Origin of the sequence: Actinoallomurus sp. NPDC050550, from assembly GCF_040655075.1 — a bacterium.
Classification (GTDB): domain Bacteria; phylum Actinomycetota; class Actinomycetes; order Streptosporangiales; family Streptosporangiaceae; genus Actinoallomurus.
Genome location: NZ_JBFAJC010000015.1, coordinates 169060 through 184788, shown reverse-complemented (window position 1 = coordinate 184788; position 15729 = coordinate 169060). Strand labels below are relative to the sequence as shown.

Below are 15729 nucleotides of genomic sequence, written 5' to 3'. Positions count from 1 at the left end.
TCCATTTCTCTGGTGCTAGTTCGCGGCCGGGGCGTCGTCCCGGTCCGGCGTGCGGACGCGGCGCAGTGAGCGGTCGGCGACGGTGATCGCCAGGAACACACCTGCGACGGCGAGCAGGAACCAGGCGAGACGGTGCAGGCCGCCCGTGTCGGCCCGGTGGGTGAAGAAGGCGCCGCCGGCCGCAGAGGAGATCATCGCGCCGAGGTAGGAGAAGGTGCGCAGCAGGCCGGCGGACGAACCGATCCGCGCCGGGTCGGCCTGGTAGTACACGGCGTTCTGGAGTGCGAGGCCGTTCAAGCCCTGGGGGATGCCGCAGACGAGGGCGACGGCGACCAGCAGCCACACCGCGCTGCCCGGGTGGAGCAGCAGGAGCATGGCGCAGGCGGCGATCTGGCCGACGGCGCCGACGATGAGCTTGCCGCGGATCTCCGCGCGGCGGCCGGTCGCGGCGGCGACGAGGATCCCGGTCAGGAACAGCGGCAACTGCGCCAACCCGGCCTGGGAGGCGGACAGCCCCCGCCCGTCCTCCAGCCACTGCGTGTAGCCGTACAGGAAGGAGTACGACACGACGTAGGTGAGGAGCGCGCGGGCGTAGGTGAGGAGCAGGGGCAGGTTGCCGCCGAACACGCCCAGGTCGATGAACGGCTCCGCCGCGCGCGACTCGCGGAGCGCGAAGCCGGCTCCGGCCGCGACGGCGAGCACCGGGAGGTACCAGTGAGCGGCCGCCGGGCTCATCAGGAACAGCAGCAGCGCGACGAGCATCGCGGCGAACAGGGCCATGCCCGGCAGGTCCAGCCGGGTTGTCGGCCGGTCGGACGCGGCGCGTTCGGGAAGCGGTGTCCTCGGCAGCCGGAGCCGGCCCACGATCAGGCCGGCGGCCGCCAGCGGGATGTTGACCGCGAGGGTGGCGCGCCAGCCGCCCACCGCGATCAGCAGCCCGCCCAGGGTGGGGCCGATGACGGCGACGGTCTGCGTGCTGATCGCGATCGCGGTGAGCACCCCGGCCGGACTGTCCCTGCCGGTGCGCTCGTTCTCACTGCGGATGAGGTACATCGCGGCCGGGTAGCCGGCGCACGTGCCGAATCCGAGCAGCACCCGCGCGACGACCAGCACGCCCAGGTTCGGGGCGAGGAGCCCGACCAGACCGGCGATCCCGACGAGGAGGGTTCCGGCGAGGAAGAGGCGGCGCGGCCCGTACAGGTCGATCAGCCGCCCGACCACGGGCTGCCCGATCGAGGTAGCGAGGTACAGCCCGGAGACCAGCCAGGCCGTCCGGGACGGCGGCACCCCGAACGCGGCGCCGATCGGCACCAGGGACACCGAGACGAGCGTCGAGTTGATCGGGTTCAGGATCGCGCCCAGGATCATCGGGGCGAGCAGCCTGCGGTCGAAGGCGTCTCGCGGGGCGCTCCCAGTACGTCGCGAGAGGATGGCCTTCACGGTCATGAGCGCGTGAGCCGGTCCAGCAGGGCCAGCGCTTCGAGGACGGTCCGGCGCTCCTCTTCGGTGTAGTGCTCCTGGAGGGCCCGGGCCAGCCATTCCTCGCCGGCCCGCCGCTTGTCCTCCAGGAACGCGCGGCCCGCCTCGCTCACCGAGACCAGCTGCCGGCGGCCGTCGCCGGGGTCGGGCCGGCGCTGGATCAGGCCCCGCTCCTCCACTACCGCGAGGGTGGCGGCCATCGACTGAGGCCGGACCCGCTCGGCGGCGGCGAGAGCACTCGCGGACGCCGGCCCCTCCTTGTCCAGCCTGCTGAGCACGGACGTCTGCGAGGGGGTGAGCCCCTCGGTGTCGTATGTCTCCCGGAAGCGCCGGCGCAGGCGGCCGACCACCACCCGGACCTCGTGCGCCGCACGGACGGCCGACGCGGAAACGATCTCCTTGGCTTCCTCCATGGCCGCCACACTAGATTCTTCAGTCCAAACTGTCCAGTTTGAACTGAACAGTTTGATCTGACCGGTCCGGGCCACTATCCGATATCGAGTACGGCCTTGCCGCGTACCCGGCGGGAGAGGAGTGCCTCGGCGGCCTCCGCGGCGCGCTCCCAGGGGCCGCGCCAGCCGATCTGCGGGTCCAGTGCCTTCCGTGCGAGGAGTTCGACCAGGTAGGAGAGGTCCGGGCCGAACGCCGGGCCGTGCCCCGCCCGCCCGACGACGAAGGGCTCGATGCGCCCCCGCCCTCCGGCCAGCCGTGCTTTCTCGAAGTCGATGGTCGTCGGCGCGCGCGAGGCCATGCCGATGCTCTGCGCGCAGCCTCCGTCCTCCAGCAGCCCGAACGCCTCGGCCAGCAGCGGACCGCCCACGTTGTCGAGCACGCCGAAGACGGGCGCGGTGACGTCCCCCAGGCCGCCGACGACGACCTCGTCGGCCCCGAGCTCACGGAGCCCTTCGGCCCGGGCCGGGCTCCCCACGGCGGCGACGACGTACGCGCCCGCGCGGGCGGCGAGCTGCACGGCGAAGCGTCCGACGCCGCCGGAAGCCCCCGTGACGAGCACGCGTCGGCCGATGACCGGACCGAGCCTCCGCAGCGCCCGCAGGGCGGTGACGCCCGCCGCCGGAAGTGCGCTCGCCGCCCCGAGATCGACGGAATCGGGAACGACCGCCAGCTCGGCGATGTCGGCGGCGCGGTACTCGGCCCAGGCACCCGCCGCCCATCCGAAGCCGACGACGCGTGTGCCGGGCGGTGGGCCGGATCCGTCGGCCGCGGCCCTGACGACCGTTCCGGCGGCGTCCATCCCGAGTACGGCGCCCGGACGCGCCCGCTCGGCCATGAACGCGACGTCCACGAAGTTGAGCGAGGCGGCGTGGACCTGGATCAGGGCCTGGTCATCGCGCGGGACGGGTTCGGGAACGACGCCGAGGCGCAGCCCTGCCGGTACGCCGGGGTCGTGGATCAGTGCGCGCATGTCACTCCTCAGGGTCAGCGGGGCAGGCCGGCGTGCCGCTCGAGGAACCTCTCGACGTCGGCGGGGTCCTCCAGCGGCAGCGGGTAGACGATGAGCCGGTCGACGCCGAGTTCCGCGTAGCGATGGGCGTCCGAGGCGTCCACCGGGGAAAGTTGCAGGAAGTCGATCTCCAGGCGTCCCAACCGGGCCGGGCGCTCCGCCTCGGCCGCCGCCTTCTCCAGCCCCGCCAGGTGGCGGACCAGGTCGTCGGGCCCGTCACCGTTGCCGAACCAGGCGTCTCCACGGGAGACCGCCCGCCGGAAGGCCGCCGGGCTGTGACCGCCGATCACGATCCGCGGCCCACCGGCTCGCACCGGCCGCGGATGAGCGTCGACGCGGTCGAAGGCGACGTAGCGTCCCTGGTAGGACGGCGCCTCCTGGGTCCACAGCGCCCGCATCGCGTCCAGGTATTCGTCGGTCCGGGCGCCGCGCTCGGCGAACGGCACGCCGACCGCGGTCATCTCCGGTTCGAGATAACCGGCCCCGACGCCGAGGTGCAGCCGGCCGCCGCTGAGTACGTCCAGGCTGGCGGCCTGCTTGGCGAGCACGAGCGGGTTGCGCTGCGGCAGGATCACGATGCCCGTGCCGAGTTCCAGGCGCTCGGTGACGGCGGCGACATAGGACAGGTGCACCAGCGGGTCGAGGATCGGGTCCGTCGGCTCCATCGGCGAGTCCGGCGTCCGGGGGCTCGGCAGCACGACGTGCTCCCCCGCCCACCACGAGCGATACCCGAGTTCCTCGGCACGCCTCGCCAGCCGTACGGTCTCCGCCGGGCCGAGCGTCGCCTTGGCGTTCAGTCCTGTGACCCCGAGCTCCACGTGCTGTCTCCTCCCGTCGACGGCGTGACATCGGCGCCACGCCTCCGTACGGAAGCGTCGGGCAGCGGGCCCGGGTCCGTCCAAGACCTGTTGTCATAACCTTTGGCTATGGACGTCCACCTGCGGGACCTGCGGTATTTCGTGGCCGTCGCGGAGGAGCTCAGCTTCACCCGGGCCGCGACCGACCGGCTGTTCATCTCCCAGCCCGCGTTGAGCAAGCAGATCCGCCGGCTCGAACTGGAACTCCGGACTCCGCTCTTCGTCCGGGACCGGCGGACGGTCGCGCTGACGCCCGCCGGCAGCGCCCTGCTCCCCCACGCCCGGCGGCTCATCGAGGAGTGGGAACAGGCCCGGTACGCGGTGGCCGTCGCCGCCTCCGCGGAGGACGCCGTCCTGACGGTCGGCTTCCAGACGAGCATCGGGCGCGGGCTGATCCCGGCCGTGACGGCTGCGATGGGGCGGCTGCTGCCGGGCCTGCGCCTGCGGTTCCGCCAGGTCTCCTGGGCCGATCCGACGGCCGGGCTGGCGAGCGGCGACGTCGACGTCGCGGTCGCGTGGCTGCCGGTCCCCGGCGGCGGCTTCTCCTGGAAGGTGATCACGCGAGAGGACCGGTGGGTCGCGCTGCCCACCGGTCATCGCCTGGCCGCGCTGGAGGTCGTGCCGTTCGCCGAACTCGCCGGCGAACCGTTCATCGCCCTGCCTCCGGAGGCCGGGGCCCTCCGCGACTTCTGGCTCGGGGAGGATCACCGCGAGGCGCCCGCCCGGATCGCCGCGGTCGCGGAGACCGCCGACGAGACCTTCGAAGCGGTCGCCTCGGGCCTCGGCGTCGTGCTCCTCGCCGCGGGCAACGCCGAGATCTACCGGCGGGACGACCTCGTCTACCGGCCGGTCGGCGGGCTGTCCCCCAGCGAGCTCGCGGTCGTCTGGCGTACCGGCGACGACCGCGAGGCCGTAAGCGTCTTCACCGAAGCCTGCTGCCTCTGCACGGCCACCACCGGGCCGCCGACCGGCTGAACCGCCTTGCCGCCGTCGTTGTCACTCTGCCGTCGCCGTGGACGTCATACCGCCCGGATCGCCGGGTTCGCGACATCAACGGCGACGGCAGAGTGCTCTCGATCACCAGGCCGGTTTGAGGTCCACGTCGTCGGCCTTGACGAAGTAGATGCGGTGGCCGAACTGGATCTCGTAGTACTTCAGCTTGCCCTTCACCACCGTTGCGCCGGTTCGGTCGAACAGCTTGCTGTAGTAGTACTCCCCCTGCTCGGAGCCGGCGACGGCATACGCCTGGCCCGCGGCGAAGGTGTACTGCATCGGCACGAGGGTCTGCACCGGCACCCCGGCCGGGTAGGCCTCCGCCTCCGGGTAGGCGCGGCCGTACACCGGGACCGACGTCGCGCCGGGCTTGGCGACGGCCACCAGGCCGCGGGCTCCGACGGCCGTGGGCTGCGTCCTGGGGTTGTGGAACCAGGCCTTCTGGCCGAGGTACCAGATCGCCGTCCAGTCGCCCTGCCGGTCGGCCACGGCGTACGTCTGGCCGGTGGCGGCACGGGCGCTGTGGTCGTACACGCTCATCGTCGCGGTGCCGCCGGTCGTCGGGTGCTTGCCGATGTCCTTGACCAGCGGCGCGTCGTCACGGGGCTCGGTGCGCAGCATGATCGAGCCACCGCCGTGCGGCGGGCACGCCGCCGATGGGTTCTTGGCGTCGCAGCCGGTGTACGGCACCACGTTCTTGTCGTAGTCGGGAAGGATCATGACCTCGCCGGAGTGGCGGCCCGCACTGGCGTGCAGCGGCCGGTGCAGCAGGTCGAAGTAGTGCGCCCAGTCCCAGTACGGGCCCGGGTCCTCGTGCATGCCCGAGACGGTGGACGGGATGGTCCCCGGGACGTTGTCGTGGCCGAGGATGTGCGCCCGGTCGAGCGGGACGTGGAACCTGTGCGCGACGTAGCGCACCAGCTCGGACGAGCTGCGGTACATCGCCTCGGTGTACCAGGTGCCGCCCTGGGCGAGGAAGCCCTCGTGCTCGATGCCGATGGACTTGGAGTTGATGTACCAGTTGCCCGCCTGCCAGCCGACGTCCTTGGCCTTCAGGTGCTGGGCGACGTGCCCGTCGGCGGAGCGGACGGTGTAGTTCCAGCCCAGGTACGTCGGGTCCTGGACCATCTTCACGTCGTTCGGGTAGTAGCCCTCGGTGTCGTGGATGACGATGAAGTCGATCTTCTGGCTCGTCGGCCGGTCGCCCAGGTCGTGGTTGCCGTAGTTCGTCTGGTCCTTCGGGTCGAGCAGCTGGTACGGCGCGGGGAGCCACTCGCAGCCGAGGTCCCGCGGGCACTCGGTCTCGGGGTCGTTCGCGGCCCGCGCGGCCGTCCGTACGGCCGGGTCGGCGGAGAGGGTGACCCGCTGACCGTCGTCGGTGGTCCGGGACGCGCCGGTGCGGATCAGGTCGTACACCTGGCCGGCGAACCAATCGGTGCCGCCGTAGCGGACCGTCGCGGCGTACCAGGTGGCCGGGTCGGCGCTGAGCGGCTTACGCAGGTCCTGCTGGTAGCGGGCCAGCAGTGCGGCACCGCCCCGGATGTTGGCCGCCGGGTCGGTGCGCAGCGTGCCCGGTGCGTCCCCGGTGATCCGGGCCGCCTCCTGCAGCGTCTGCGTGCTCGGCGCGGCGGTCCGTGCGGCGTTCGCCGGTGCCTTGGGGTGCAGAGCCCGGCGTGAGGTATCGCCACGGGGATCCTCGTCGCCGTCGGCGAAGTGCTCGCCGGCGGGAACCAGCGTGCCGTCGACGAGGTGCATGGGCCCGAAGCCGCCGCCGGTGCTCGGCAGCCCCTTGTTGGCGTCCCAGCGGGACTCCAGGTACGAGACGGCGAGCAGGAGGTTCTCGGGGACGTGGTAGGCCTTCGCCGCCTGGGCGTAGGCCTGCTGGCGGGTGAGAGGGACAGGACCGGCGTGTTGCTGGGCGTGGGCCTGACCGGTTCCGATACCGGCCAGCACCAGGGTCGCCGCGACGAGGGTACGACCTCGCAGGCTCATCGGCAGCCTCCGCGCTACGGGGGGGGGAATCGCCGTAACGATCTCAGAGGGGTCGAGCGCAGACAAGAACCTACGAGAACCGTGATCAAAGTGAAGAATTCCTACCTCGACCCGCACCGGGCGGGCCGGTCGGCCGGCGGACAGGGCCGAGTCATGGAGCGGGATGGACGCCGCACCGCGCGGGCCGGTCGGCGCGCGGACAGAGCCGAGCCGTGGAGCGGAGCGGACACCGCACCGCGCGGGGTCGGCCCCCGGAGAGCGGCGAGCCGTAGAGCGGGACGGACACCTCACCGCCCGGTCCGTACGGGGGGCCGGTCAGCCGGCGGACAGGGCCGAGCCGTGGAGCGGGATGGACGCCTCGCCGCGCGGGTTGGTGCGGACGAGCGCCTCGATCCCGCGCGGCGCCATCGGGCGGGCGACGAGGAAGCCCTGCCCGCGGGGGCAGCCCATCTCCTTGAGGAGCTCGAGCTGCTCGGGGCGCTCGATGCCCTCGGCGACGACGGTCAGCCCGAGGTCGCGGCCGACCCGGACGATCGTGCGGGTCAGGAGGGTCAGCGTCTCGTCACGGCCGAGTCCGGCGACGAACGAGGGGTCGATCTTTATGACGTCGACCGGCAGCTGCCGCAGGTAGGCCAGGGAGGCGTAGCCGGTGCCGAAGTCGTCGATGGCCAGCCGGACGCCGAGGTCGCGCAGCGCGGACAGGCGGGAGATCAGCTCGTCGCCGCCGTCGACGAGGACTTCCTCCTCGACCTCCAGGGTGAGCACCTCCGGCGGCAGGCCGCTGTTCTCCAGCGCCGTCGCCACCGACTCGACGAACCGGGGCGCGGCGATCTCCCGGGGCCGCAGGTTGATCGACAACCCGATGTCCCAGTCGGAGGCGCGCCAGCGCGCCACTTCGCAGCAGGCCTCGCGCAGCACCCAGTTGCCGAGCGGGATCATCAGGCCCGACTCCTCCGCGGTGCCGATGAACTCCTCCGGCGGCACGAAGACGCCGTCCCGCCACCACCGTACGAGTGCCTCGACGCCGGTGACGCGGGAGGTGGCGAGTTCGACGACCGGCTGGAACTCCACGCTGAACTGCTGCTCCGTGAGCGCGCGCTGCAGTTCGCCGCCGAGCTCGAGCCGGCGTACGACGTCGGCGTGCATCTTGGCGGCGAACACCTCGACCCGGCCACCGCCGAGGTCCTTGGCCCGGGACAGCGCGACGTCGGCGTTGCGGATGAGCTCGGCACCGCTGACGCCCGTCTCGGTGAAGGCGATGCCGACGCTGGCGGTGAGCACGATGCTGCGGTCGCCGACGCGGTACGGCTCGCCCGCGAGCACGCGGACGAGGCGCTCGCCGAGATCGACGACCGTCTGCACCTCGGTGGCGCTCTGCACCAGCACGGCGAACTCGTCGCTCCCCCAGCGTGCGACGGTGTCGTCGGCCAGGACACCCGCGCGCAGGCGGCGGGCGGCCTGGGCCAGCACCTGGTCGCCGCCCGCGTGGCCGATGGAGTCGTTCACGGCGGTGAAGCCGTCGAGGTCCACGAAGATCACCGCGACGGTGCTCTGGGCGCACTCGACGACCTCGCGGGCGCGTTCTTCGAAGTAGGCGCGGTTCGGCAGGCCGGTCAGCCCGTCGTGGAAGGTCAGGTGGGTGACCTGACGCTGGAGCGCGGCCTGCTCGCTGAAGTCCCGTACGGTCACGAGGAGCCGGTCCGCGGACCCGCCGCCGGACGAGCTGTACCGGCAGATCGTGGACTCCGTCGGCAGCCAGGTGCCGTCGGCGGCGCGGACCCGGCAGGCGATGCGGACGACGTCATTCCCGGGCTTGCGGAGCAGCCGGCGGGCCGCGACCAGCACCCTCGGCAGGTCCTCCGGGTGGACGACGTCGCGCACCGAGCGGCCGAGCAGGCCCTCGGCCGTGTAGTGGTACGAGGGCTGCGCGCCCTCGCTGACGTACTCGATGACGCCGTCGAGCCCGCAGATCACCACGACGTCGTTGATGCTCTCGGTGAGCGCCCGGAAGTGCTTCTCGCTGACCTTCACGGCGCGTCGCAGCCGGTCGTTGTCGTGGACCAGCTCGCCGAGCCGGGCGAGAACGACGAGGACGGCCGACCCGGCGATGATCGGGACGATCGGCCGCAGGCCCTGTGCGCCGGTGAGCGTGTGCCCCGCCACGAAGATCGCCGCGGCGGCGGCCGTGGCGGCCGGCGCGAGGCCGGGCCCCACGAAGCGGCGCCGGGTCGCGTCGCTCGCGCGGCCGCGCAGCGTCCATGGGGCGACGCCGAGGAGCAGCAGCCCGGCCAGGCGTGCGAGGTCGGCCGCGGAGCCGTACGCGTCGCCGCCGTTCAGCCGGTCCATGAAGTACATGACGTCCGCCGCCGTGAGGACGACGAGCGCGCAGTAGGCGACCATCGCGGACCGGCGGCGCCCGCGCAGGGCCCCGACCGCCATCGGCAGGAGCCCGCAGACCAGCAGGGCGTCGAGCAGCGGGTAGCGCAGCTCGATGACGAACTGCACCCAGCCCTCTCCCGACATGCGGTACAGCCGATCGAAGATCGCGACCCAGCCGACGATGAACAGGGCGCAGGCGCAGACGTAGGTGTCGGCGAGGTAGCGCAGCCAGGGGCGGGCGCTGCGCGGCGGGCCGATCGGCGCGACGAACCCGGCCGTCACGGCGCCCAGGGCGATCAGGAAGAACAGGTCGGCCGGTGAGACCGCCACCGCCGACCGGCTGAGGACGAGCCGGGAAATCGCGTTGATCGCCGCACCGGCCGACCAGGCCATCGCCGCCAGTCCGAACCAGCGCCAGGTGTCGCGGTCGACCTTCCCGGCGGGGCTCTGCGGCGCCCGCCGCACCGCGACCAGCAGCGAGCTCGCGGCGATCGCCGCCGCCCAGGCGCTGAGCCAGGCGCCGCCGCCGTCGGTGCCCCGGCCGGTCAGGAAGGCGATCGCGTGAATGATGGCGAGCACGGCGACCGGGCCGAACGGCCGCACGGTCGCCGGTATCCCCCAGCGTCGCCGCTTCGTCCGCTCGCCGGTCATCACTTTCTCGCTCTCTGATCTTGATCAAATTGTCCCGGAGCACGACGCGCGCCGGGTGCCGAATGCATGACATTCCGGGCCGACGGCCCGTGGCCGTCTCAGGTGCGGCGTATACCTGCCTGTCGAATGCCGTGTCATCCGGTACGAGTGGCGGCCGGAATCAGGTCGCCACCGGGAAGCTCGCGCCGGGCGCGTCGTGCCGGGGTCGCCGGCAGCACCCGCGTGCGGCGCTCACTCTGGTCAGCCTTATTGGTCAATGTACGGTCCGTAGGTCACGGAGCGATTGAGGCTGGGCGTCCACCCGGCGACAACTCGCCACGTTGCGTAATCGGACATCGAACGCTTGCCAGCGCTTTGTCGGCGCGACCTGCCCACCCGGCAAAGCCGGGGTCGACCCGCCTCCCACCGTGGCCCAAGAACCCGAGGGAAATCCTTTACCTGTTTCAGTAGGCGCCGGTGATGACGTTCCGCAGGGGCTCGTTCCGGACGGCGCGCTCGAGCTGTGCGCGCACCAGCGCGATGGCGCGCCGCAGCGACGCCGGCGTCGACCCGCCGACGTGCGGGGTGATGAAGACACCAGGCGCGGACCAGAGCGGGTGACCGGCGGGCAGCGGCTCGGGGTCGGTCACGTCCAGCACCGCGCGCAGCCGCCGCCGGGACAGCTCCGCGACCAGCGCGTCGGTGTCGACCACCGAACCGCGGGCGGCGTTGACGAGCAGGGCGCCGTCCTTCATCCGCGCGAGGAAGCCGGCGTCGACCATGCCGGTCGTCTCCGGGGTCGACGGCACGATCAGGACCACGACGTCGGCCAGGGGCAGCAGGTCCGGGAGGGCTCCGACCGGATGGACGCCGTCGCGCGCCGTCCTCGCCACCCGTACGACCTCGGTCTCGAACGGCAGCAGGCGGCGCTCGATCGCCGCGCCGACCGAGCCGTACCCGACGATCAGCACGGAGCGGTCGGCCAGCGCGTCGGTCATGTGCCAGTCCCAGCGGCCGTCGCGCTGCGCGTCGACGAACCGCGCGAAATCCCGCTGGGCCACGATGATGCCGCCGACCACCCACTCGGCGGTGCTCGCGTCATGGATGCCCCGGCCGTTGCACAGCACCACGCCGGGTGGGACGTGCGGTAGGAAGGTGTCGACGCCCGCCACCTGCAGCTGAATGATCTTCAGGCTCGCCATCCGGGCGAGGACGGCGCGGCTCTGCGGGGTCGAAGTGAACGGCGGAACGTAGAACTCCACCTCACCGGGGTCGCAAGGGAGATCGTCCCCGCCCGGATAGACGTGGACATCCGCCCCCGCGACATCCGCGACCGCCTCAGCGATCTCCTTGTCCGGGACCCAGACCTTCACCGTGCGCCTCCCCTGCCCATGGGGACAGATCGTACGACCCGCCCTGGGACCACCCGTGGGGCGGGCCGGTCGTGACCGGTTGAGGCCGTGAAAGCCGGGTGACGTCGCTGAAAACGCGGTCAGCGTCAGGGCTCCGCGCTGGCCTCCGTCCTCCTCGGCGGCACCGACCCGAGCGGGCGGCTGCCGTTCAGCTGGTACGGCGACATGAACCAGCTTCCGGCGATCGGTGACTACGCGATCCGGCCGACGTCGACGAGCAAGGGCCGGACGTACATGTACTTCACCGGCGATGTGACCTACCCGTTCGGGTACGGCCTGAGCTACACGCGGTTCTCCTACTCCCACCTGCGGGTCGAGCGGTCGGCCGACGCGAACGGCGCCCGCGGACGTCACCAACCACGGTGACGCCAGGGGCACGACCGTGCCACAGCTGTACGTGAGCACGCCGTTCGAACCGGCGGCCAAGGAGCGTCCGCTCAAGCGTCTGGAGGCGTTCCAGAAGGTCACCGTCGGTCCCCACCGGACCACGCGGGTCGGCCTGACGGTTCCGGTGTCCAAGCTCGCGTTCTTCGACGAGGCGTCGAACCGCTACGTGGTCGACGGGGCACGTACGAGCTGCGGCTCGGCACGTCCAGCGGGGACGCCGACGTCGCCGCGCGGGCCAGTGTCAAGATCGACGGCACGCTCCGGCCGTCGCCGTCGGTCGTCACCGCCAAGCCGGTCCAGGACGGGGACGCGGCCCAGGGCGTCGTCCAGCGGGTGACGTTCGACAAGGGCGCCACGATCGACCCGCGGCTCACGGTGTCGATGAAGGATGAGAGCGTCTACGGCTACGTGACCAAGGGCCAGAGCGTGCCGCTGCCCGCGGGGACCTGGGTGAGCTACCGCAGCGACCGGCCGCAGGTCGTCCGTATCGAGGGCGGCCGCGTCCGCACCGCCGGATCCGGTGTGGCGACCGTGACCGCGACCGTCCACGCGGGCGGCGGGGCCGCTTCGACGACCTTCGTCGTCCGGGTTCCCTGATGCAAGGCGGTCCCCGGCTGTACGGCCCGGGACCGTCGGCGCTTCGTCCTGGGCCGGTCTCAAAGCCCCGCTGTCCTACTGCGCGGCGCCCAGGCGGCGCCTCGCCGCGGACGGGGACTCTGAGACCGGCCCTGGCCCGTTCGGCCGTCAGCTCGTGAGCTTCTCGATGATCAGCTCGCGGGCGCGGCCGGCGTCGGCCTGACCGCGGGTGGCCTTCATGACCGCGCCGACGAGCGCGCCCGCCGCCGCGACCTTGCCGCCGCGGATCTTCTCCGCGACGTCCGGGTTGGCGGCGATGACCTCGTCGATGACCGAGCCCAGCTGTCCCTCGTCGCTGACGACCTTCAGGCCGCGCTTCTCGACGACCTCGTCCGGCGTGCCCTCGCCGGCGAGAACGCCGTCGAACACCTGCCGGGCCAGCTTGTCGTTGATGGTGCCCTCGGCGACCAGCGCGCTGACCCGTACGACGTCGGCCGGGGTGACCGGCAGGTCGGACAGCTCGACGCTCTGCTCGGTGGCCCGCCGGGACAGCTCGTTCATCCACCACTTGCGGGCGGCGGCCGGGTCGGCGCCCTGCCGGACCGTCTCCTCGATCAGGTCCAGCGCACCGGCGTTGACGATGTCCTGCAGTTCCTTGTCGGCGACGCCCCACTCGTCCTGCACCCGGCGGCGGCGTGCGGCGGGGAGCTCCGGAAGCCCGGCGCGCAGCTGCTCCACCCACTCGCGCGACGGGGCCATCGGCACCAGGTCAGGCTCGGGGAAGTAGCGGTAGTCCTGCGCCTCTTCCTTGCTGCGCCCGCTCGTCGTCGTACCGGCGGCCTCCTGGAAGTGACGGGTCTCCTGGGTCACCCGGCCGCCCGCGTCGAGGACGCCCGCCTGCCGCTCGATCTCGTACCGGACGGAGCGCTCGACCGAGCGGAGGGAGTTGACGTTCTTGGTCTCGGTGCGGGTGCCCCACTCGGACGCGCCCTTGGGCATGAGCGAGACGTTGACGTCGCAGCGCATCGAGCCCTGCTCCATGCGCACGTCCGAGACGCCGACCGCGCGTACGAGCTCGCGCAGCTCGGTGGCGTACGCCCGCGCGACCAGCGGCGCCTTGTCGCCCGTCGCGGGGATCGGCTTGGTGACGATCTCGACGAGCGGGATGCCGGCCCGGTTGTAGTCGACCAGCGAGAAGTCGGCCCCGTGGATCCGGCCGGTGGCGCCGCCGACGTGCAGCGACTTGCCGGTGTCCTCCTCCATGTGGACCCGCTCGATCTCGACGCGGTACGTCTCGCCGTCGACCTCGACGTCGAGGTAGCCGTTGATGCACAGCGGCTCGTCGTACTGCGAGATCTGGAAGTTCTTCGGCATGTCCGGATAGAAGTAGTTCTTCCGGGCGAAGCGGCACCACTCGACGATCGTGCAGTTCAGCGCGAGGCCGATCTTGATGATGCCCTCGATCGCGCTGCGGTTCGTCGCCGGCAGCGAACCCGGCATGCCCAGACAGACCGGGCAGACCTGGGTGTTGGGCTCCGCGCCGAACACGGTCGAGCACCCACAGAACATCTTCGTCGTCGTGCCCAGCTCGATGTGGGTCTCGATGCCCAGCACCGGCTCGTACCTGGCCAGCGCCTCATCGAACGGCACGAGCGTTTCCATGCTCATCGGTAGTTCAGTCCCTTCGGGCCCGGTCAGAGTGAGGGGGCCTTGGCCAGCAGCGGGCCGCCCCAGCGGTCCTGCAGGGCCCGCTCTACGGCGGCGCCGACGCGGTAGACGCGGTCGTCGGCGAGGACCGGTGCCATGATCTGCAGGCCGACCGGCAGGGAGTCCTCGTCCGCCAGGCCGCACGGCACCGAGATGGCGGCGTTGCCGGCGAGGTTGGACGGGATCGTGCACAGGTCGGCGAGGTACATCGCCATCGGGTCGTCGGCGCGCTCGCCGATCGGGAACGCCGTCGTCGGCGTCGTCGGCGAGACCAGCACGTCGACCTGCTCGAACGCGGCGTCGAAGTCGCGCGTGATCAGCGTGCGGACCTGCTGCGCCTTGCCGTAGTAGGCGTCGTAGTAGCCGCTGGACAGGGCGTAGGTGCCGAGCATGATCCGGCGCTTGACCTCGGGTCCGAAGCCCTCGGCGCGGGTGAGCGCCATGACCTCCTCGGCCGAGCGGGTGCCGTCGTCGCCGACGCGCAGGCCGTAACGCATGCCGTCGAACCGGGCGAGGTTGGACGAGCACTCCGACGGCGCGATCAGGTAGTAGGCCGGCAGCGCGTACGTGAAGTGCGGGCAGGAGACCTCGACGACCTTGGCGCCGAGCGACTCCAGCAGTTCGACGGCCTCGTGGAAGCGGGCCAGCACGCCCGGCTGGTAGCCCTCGCCGCTGAACTCCTTGACCACGCCGACCCGCAGCCCGGCGACGTCGGCGCGGCGCGCCGCCTCGACGACGGGCGGCACCGGCTGGTCGATCGACGTGGAGTCCATCGGGTCGTGCCCGGAGAACGCCTCGTGCAGCAGCGCGGCGTCCAGGACCGTACGGGCCAGCGGGCCCGGCGTGTCGAGCGAGGACGCGAACGCGATCACGCCGTACCGCGACGACCCGCCGTAGGTCGGCTTCATGCCGACGAGGCCGGTGACCGCGGCGGGCTGGCGGATCGAGCCGCCGGTGTCGGTGCCGGTGGAGAGGGGCGCCTCGTACGCGGCGACCGCCGCCGAGGAACCACCGGAGGAACCGCCGGGGATCTTGTTCAGGTCCCAGGGGTTGTGCGTCGGGCCGAACGCGCTGTTCTCCGTCGAGGAGCCCATCGCGAACTCGTCCATGTTGGTCTTGCCGAGGATGACCAGCCCGGCCTCGCGCAGCCGTTGCGTGATGGTCGCGTCGTAGGGCGGGCGCCAGCCCTCCAGGATCTTGGAGGAGCAGGTCGTCGGCATGTCGGACGTGGTGAAGACGTCCTTGTGCGCGATCGGGACGCCGGCCAGCGGGCCGAGCGTCTCCCCTGCCGCCTTGCGGTCGTCGACCGCGCGGGCCTGCGCCAGGGCGACCTCGGGGTCGACGTGCACGAACGCCTTGACGGAGTCGTCGACGGCGGCGATGCGGTCCAGGTGCGCCTGGGTGACCTCGACCGCCGACGCCTCGCCGGAGGCGATCAGCTCGCCCAGCTCGGCCGCGGTCTTCTTGATGATGCTCATGCTCACGCCTCCTCGTCGAGAATCCGCGGGACCTTGAACCGCTGCTCGTCCGCGGCGGGCGCGCCGGACAGCGCCTGGTCGGGCGTGAGGCAGGGCCGCTCCTCGTCGGCGCGGAAGACGTTGGTCAGCGGGAGCGCGTGCGAGGTCGGCGGGATGTCCTCCGCCGCGACCTCCTGGATCCGCGCGACCGCGGAGATGATGTCATCGAGCTGGGTGGCGAGGTGGTCGAGCTCGTCCTCGCGCAGCGCCAGCCGGGACAGCCGGGCGAGGTGGGCGACCTCCTCGCGGGTGATGGCTCCGCCGCCGCGGGCCTGGCCCGCGGCGGCGGAGCCATGGGCGGCGTGCTCGTTAAGCATGTCGAAACCGTTTCTGCGATC

At 72.1% G+C, this 15729-nt stretch carries 13 protein-coding genes and 1 pseudogene; 4 read left to right on the top strand and 10 right to left on the bottom strand.

Annotated elements, in window-relative coordinates:
• Positions 1–15: 15 nt before the first annotated feature.
• The 4 genes from AB0I04_RS22420 to AB0I04_RS22405 all read right to left on the bottom strand — a co-directional run bounded on the left by AB0I04_RS22420 (position 16) and on the right by AB0I04_RS22405 (position 3759).
• Positions 16–1446 (bottom strand): MFS transporter, encoded by a 1431-nt coding sequence (locus AB0I04_RS22420; protein ID WP_360887353.1) that lies wholly within the window; start codon positions 1444–1446, stop codon positions 16–18.
• A complete protein-coding gene (locus AB0I04_RS22415) occupies positions 1443–1892 on the bottom strand; it encodes a MarR family transcriptional regulator (RefSeq protein ID WP_360887350.1) in 450 nt (149 codons plus the stop codon). The genes AB0I04_RS22420 and AB0I04_RS22415 overlap by 4 nt, the downstream gene beginning before the upstream one ends.
• Positions 1893–1966: 74 nt before the next feature.
• The gene (locus tag AB0I04_RS22410; RefSeq protein WP_360887347.1) at positions 1967–2902 is read right to left on the bottom strand and encodes a zinc-binding dehydrogenase; all 936 of its coding nucleotides are present in this window, start codon (positions 2900–2902) and stop codon (positions 1967–1969) included.
• A 14-nt stretch (positions 2903–2916) separates the two neighbouring features.
• On the bottom strand, positions 2917–3759 hold the full coding sequence (locus AB0I04_RS22405; RefSeq protein ID WP_360887344.1) for an LLM class F420-dependent oxidoreductase: 843 nt from the start codon (positions 3757–3759) through the stop codon (positions 2917–2919).
• Positions 3760–3867: 108 nt separating this feature from the next.
• Between AB0I04_RS22405 and AB0I04_RS22400 the strand changes: the two genes are divergently transcribed.
• Positions 3868–4773 carry a LysR substrate-binding domain-containing protein gene (locus AB0I04_RS22400; RefSeq protein WP_360887341.1) on the top strand — a complete coding sequence of 302 codons (906 nt, stop codon included), beginning with the start codon at positions 3868–3870 and terminating at the stop codon, positions 4771–4773.
• 102 nt (positions 4774–4875) lie between these two features.
• Here AB0I04_RS22400 and AB0I04_RS22395 read toward each other — a convergent pair whose 3' ends face one another.
• The 3 genes from AB0I04_RS22395 to AB0I04_RS22385 all read right to left on the bottom strand — a co-directional run bounded on the left by AB0I04_RS22395 (position 4876) and on the right by AB0I04_RS22385 (position 11165).
• Entirely contained in the window at positions 4876–6783 is a 1908-nt protein-coding gene (locus tag AB0I04_RS22395) for a peptidoglycan recognition family protein (RefSeq protein ID WP_360887338.1), read from the bottom strand.
• Between the two features lie 315 nt (positions 6784–7098).
• Positions 7099–9813: an EAL domain-containing protein gene (locus AB0I04_RS22390; protein WP_360887335.1), complete on the bottom strand. Its 2715-nt coding sequence runs from the start codon at positions 9811–9813 to the stop codon at positions 7099–7101.
• A 443-nt stretch (positions 9814–10256) separates the two neighbouring features.
• Positions 10257–11165 carry a 2-hydroxyacid dehydrogenase gene (locus AB0I04_RS22385; protein ID WP_360887332.1) on the bottom strand — a complete coding sequence of 303 codons (909 nt, stop codon included), beginning with the start codon at positions 11163–11165 and terminating at the stop codon, positions 10257–10259.
• 129 nt (positions 11166–11294) lie between these two features.
• Here AB0I04_RS22385 and AB0I04_RS22380 point away from each other — a divergent pair.
• The 3 genes and pseudogenes from AB0I04_RS22380 to AB0I04_RS22370 all read left to right on the top strand — a co-directional run.
• Positions 11295–11570 (top strand): annotated as a pseudogene (locus AB0I04_RS22380) (glycoside hydrolase family 3 C-terminal domain-containing protein); the annotation flags it as partial.
• Between the two features lie 16 nt (positions 11571–11586).
• Positions 11587–11928: a fibronectin type III-like domain-contianing protein gene (locus tag AB0I04_RS22375; RefSeq protein ID WP_360887329.1), complete on the top strand. Its 342-nt coding sequence runs from the start codon at positions 11587–11589 to the stop codon at positions 11926–11928.
• Positions 11925–12188: a hypothetical protein gene (locus tag AB0I04_RS22370; RefSeq protein WP_360887326.1), complete on the top strand. Its 264-nt coding sequence runs from the start codon at positions 11925–11927 to the stop codon at positions 12186–12188. Before AB0I04_RS22375 ends, AB0I04_RS22370 begins: the two co-directional genes overlap by 4 nt.
• Before the next feature lie 147 nt (positions 12189–12335).
• Here AB0I04_RS22370 and gatB read toward each other — a convergent pair whose 3' ends face one another.
• From gatB to gatC, 3 genes are read right to left on the bottom strand one after another with little or no spacing between them, the layout of a single operon-like run.
• Positions 12336–13835 (bottom strand): Asp-tRNA(Asn)/Glu-tRNA(Gln) amidotransferase subunit GatB, encoded by a 1500-nt coding sequence (gene gatB, locus AB0I04_RS22365; protein ID WP_360887323.1) that lies wholly within the window; start codon positions 13833–13835, stop codon positions 12336–12338.
• 26 nt (positions 13836–13861) lie between these two features.
• Complete coding sequence (gene gatA / locus AB0I04_RS22360; protein ID WP_360887320.1) at positions 13862–15352, bottom strand: Asp-tRNA(Asn)/Glu-tRNA(Gln) amidotransferase subunit GatA; 1491 nt, start codon at positions 15350–15352, stop codon at positions 13862–13864.
• Positions 15353–15354: 2 nt separating this feature from the next.
• Positions 15355–15708 (bottom strand): Asp-tRNA(Asn)/Glu-tRNA(Gln) amidotransferase subunit GatC, encoded by a 354-nt coding sequence (gatC, locus tag AB0I04_RS22355; RefSeq protein WP_360887317.1) that lies wholly within the window; start codon positions 15706–15708, stop codon positions 15355–15357.
• Positions 15709–15729: the final 21 nt, after the last annotated feature.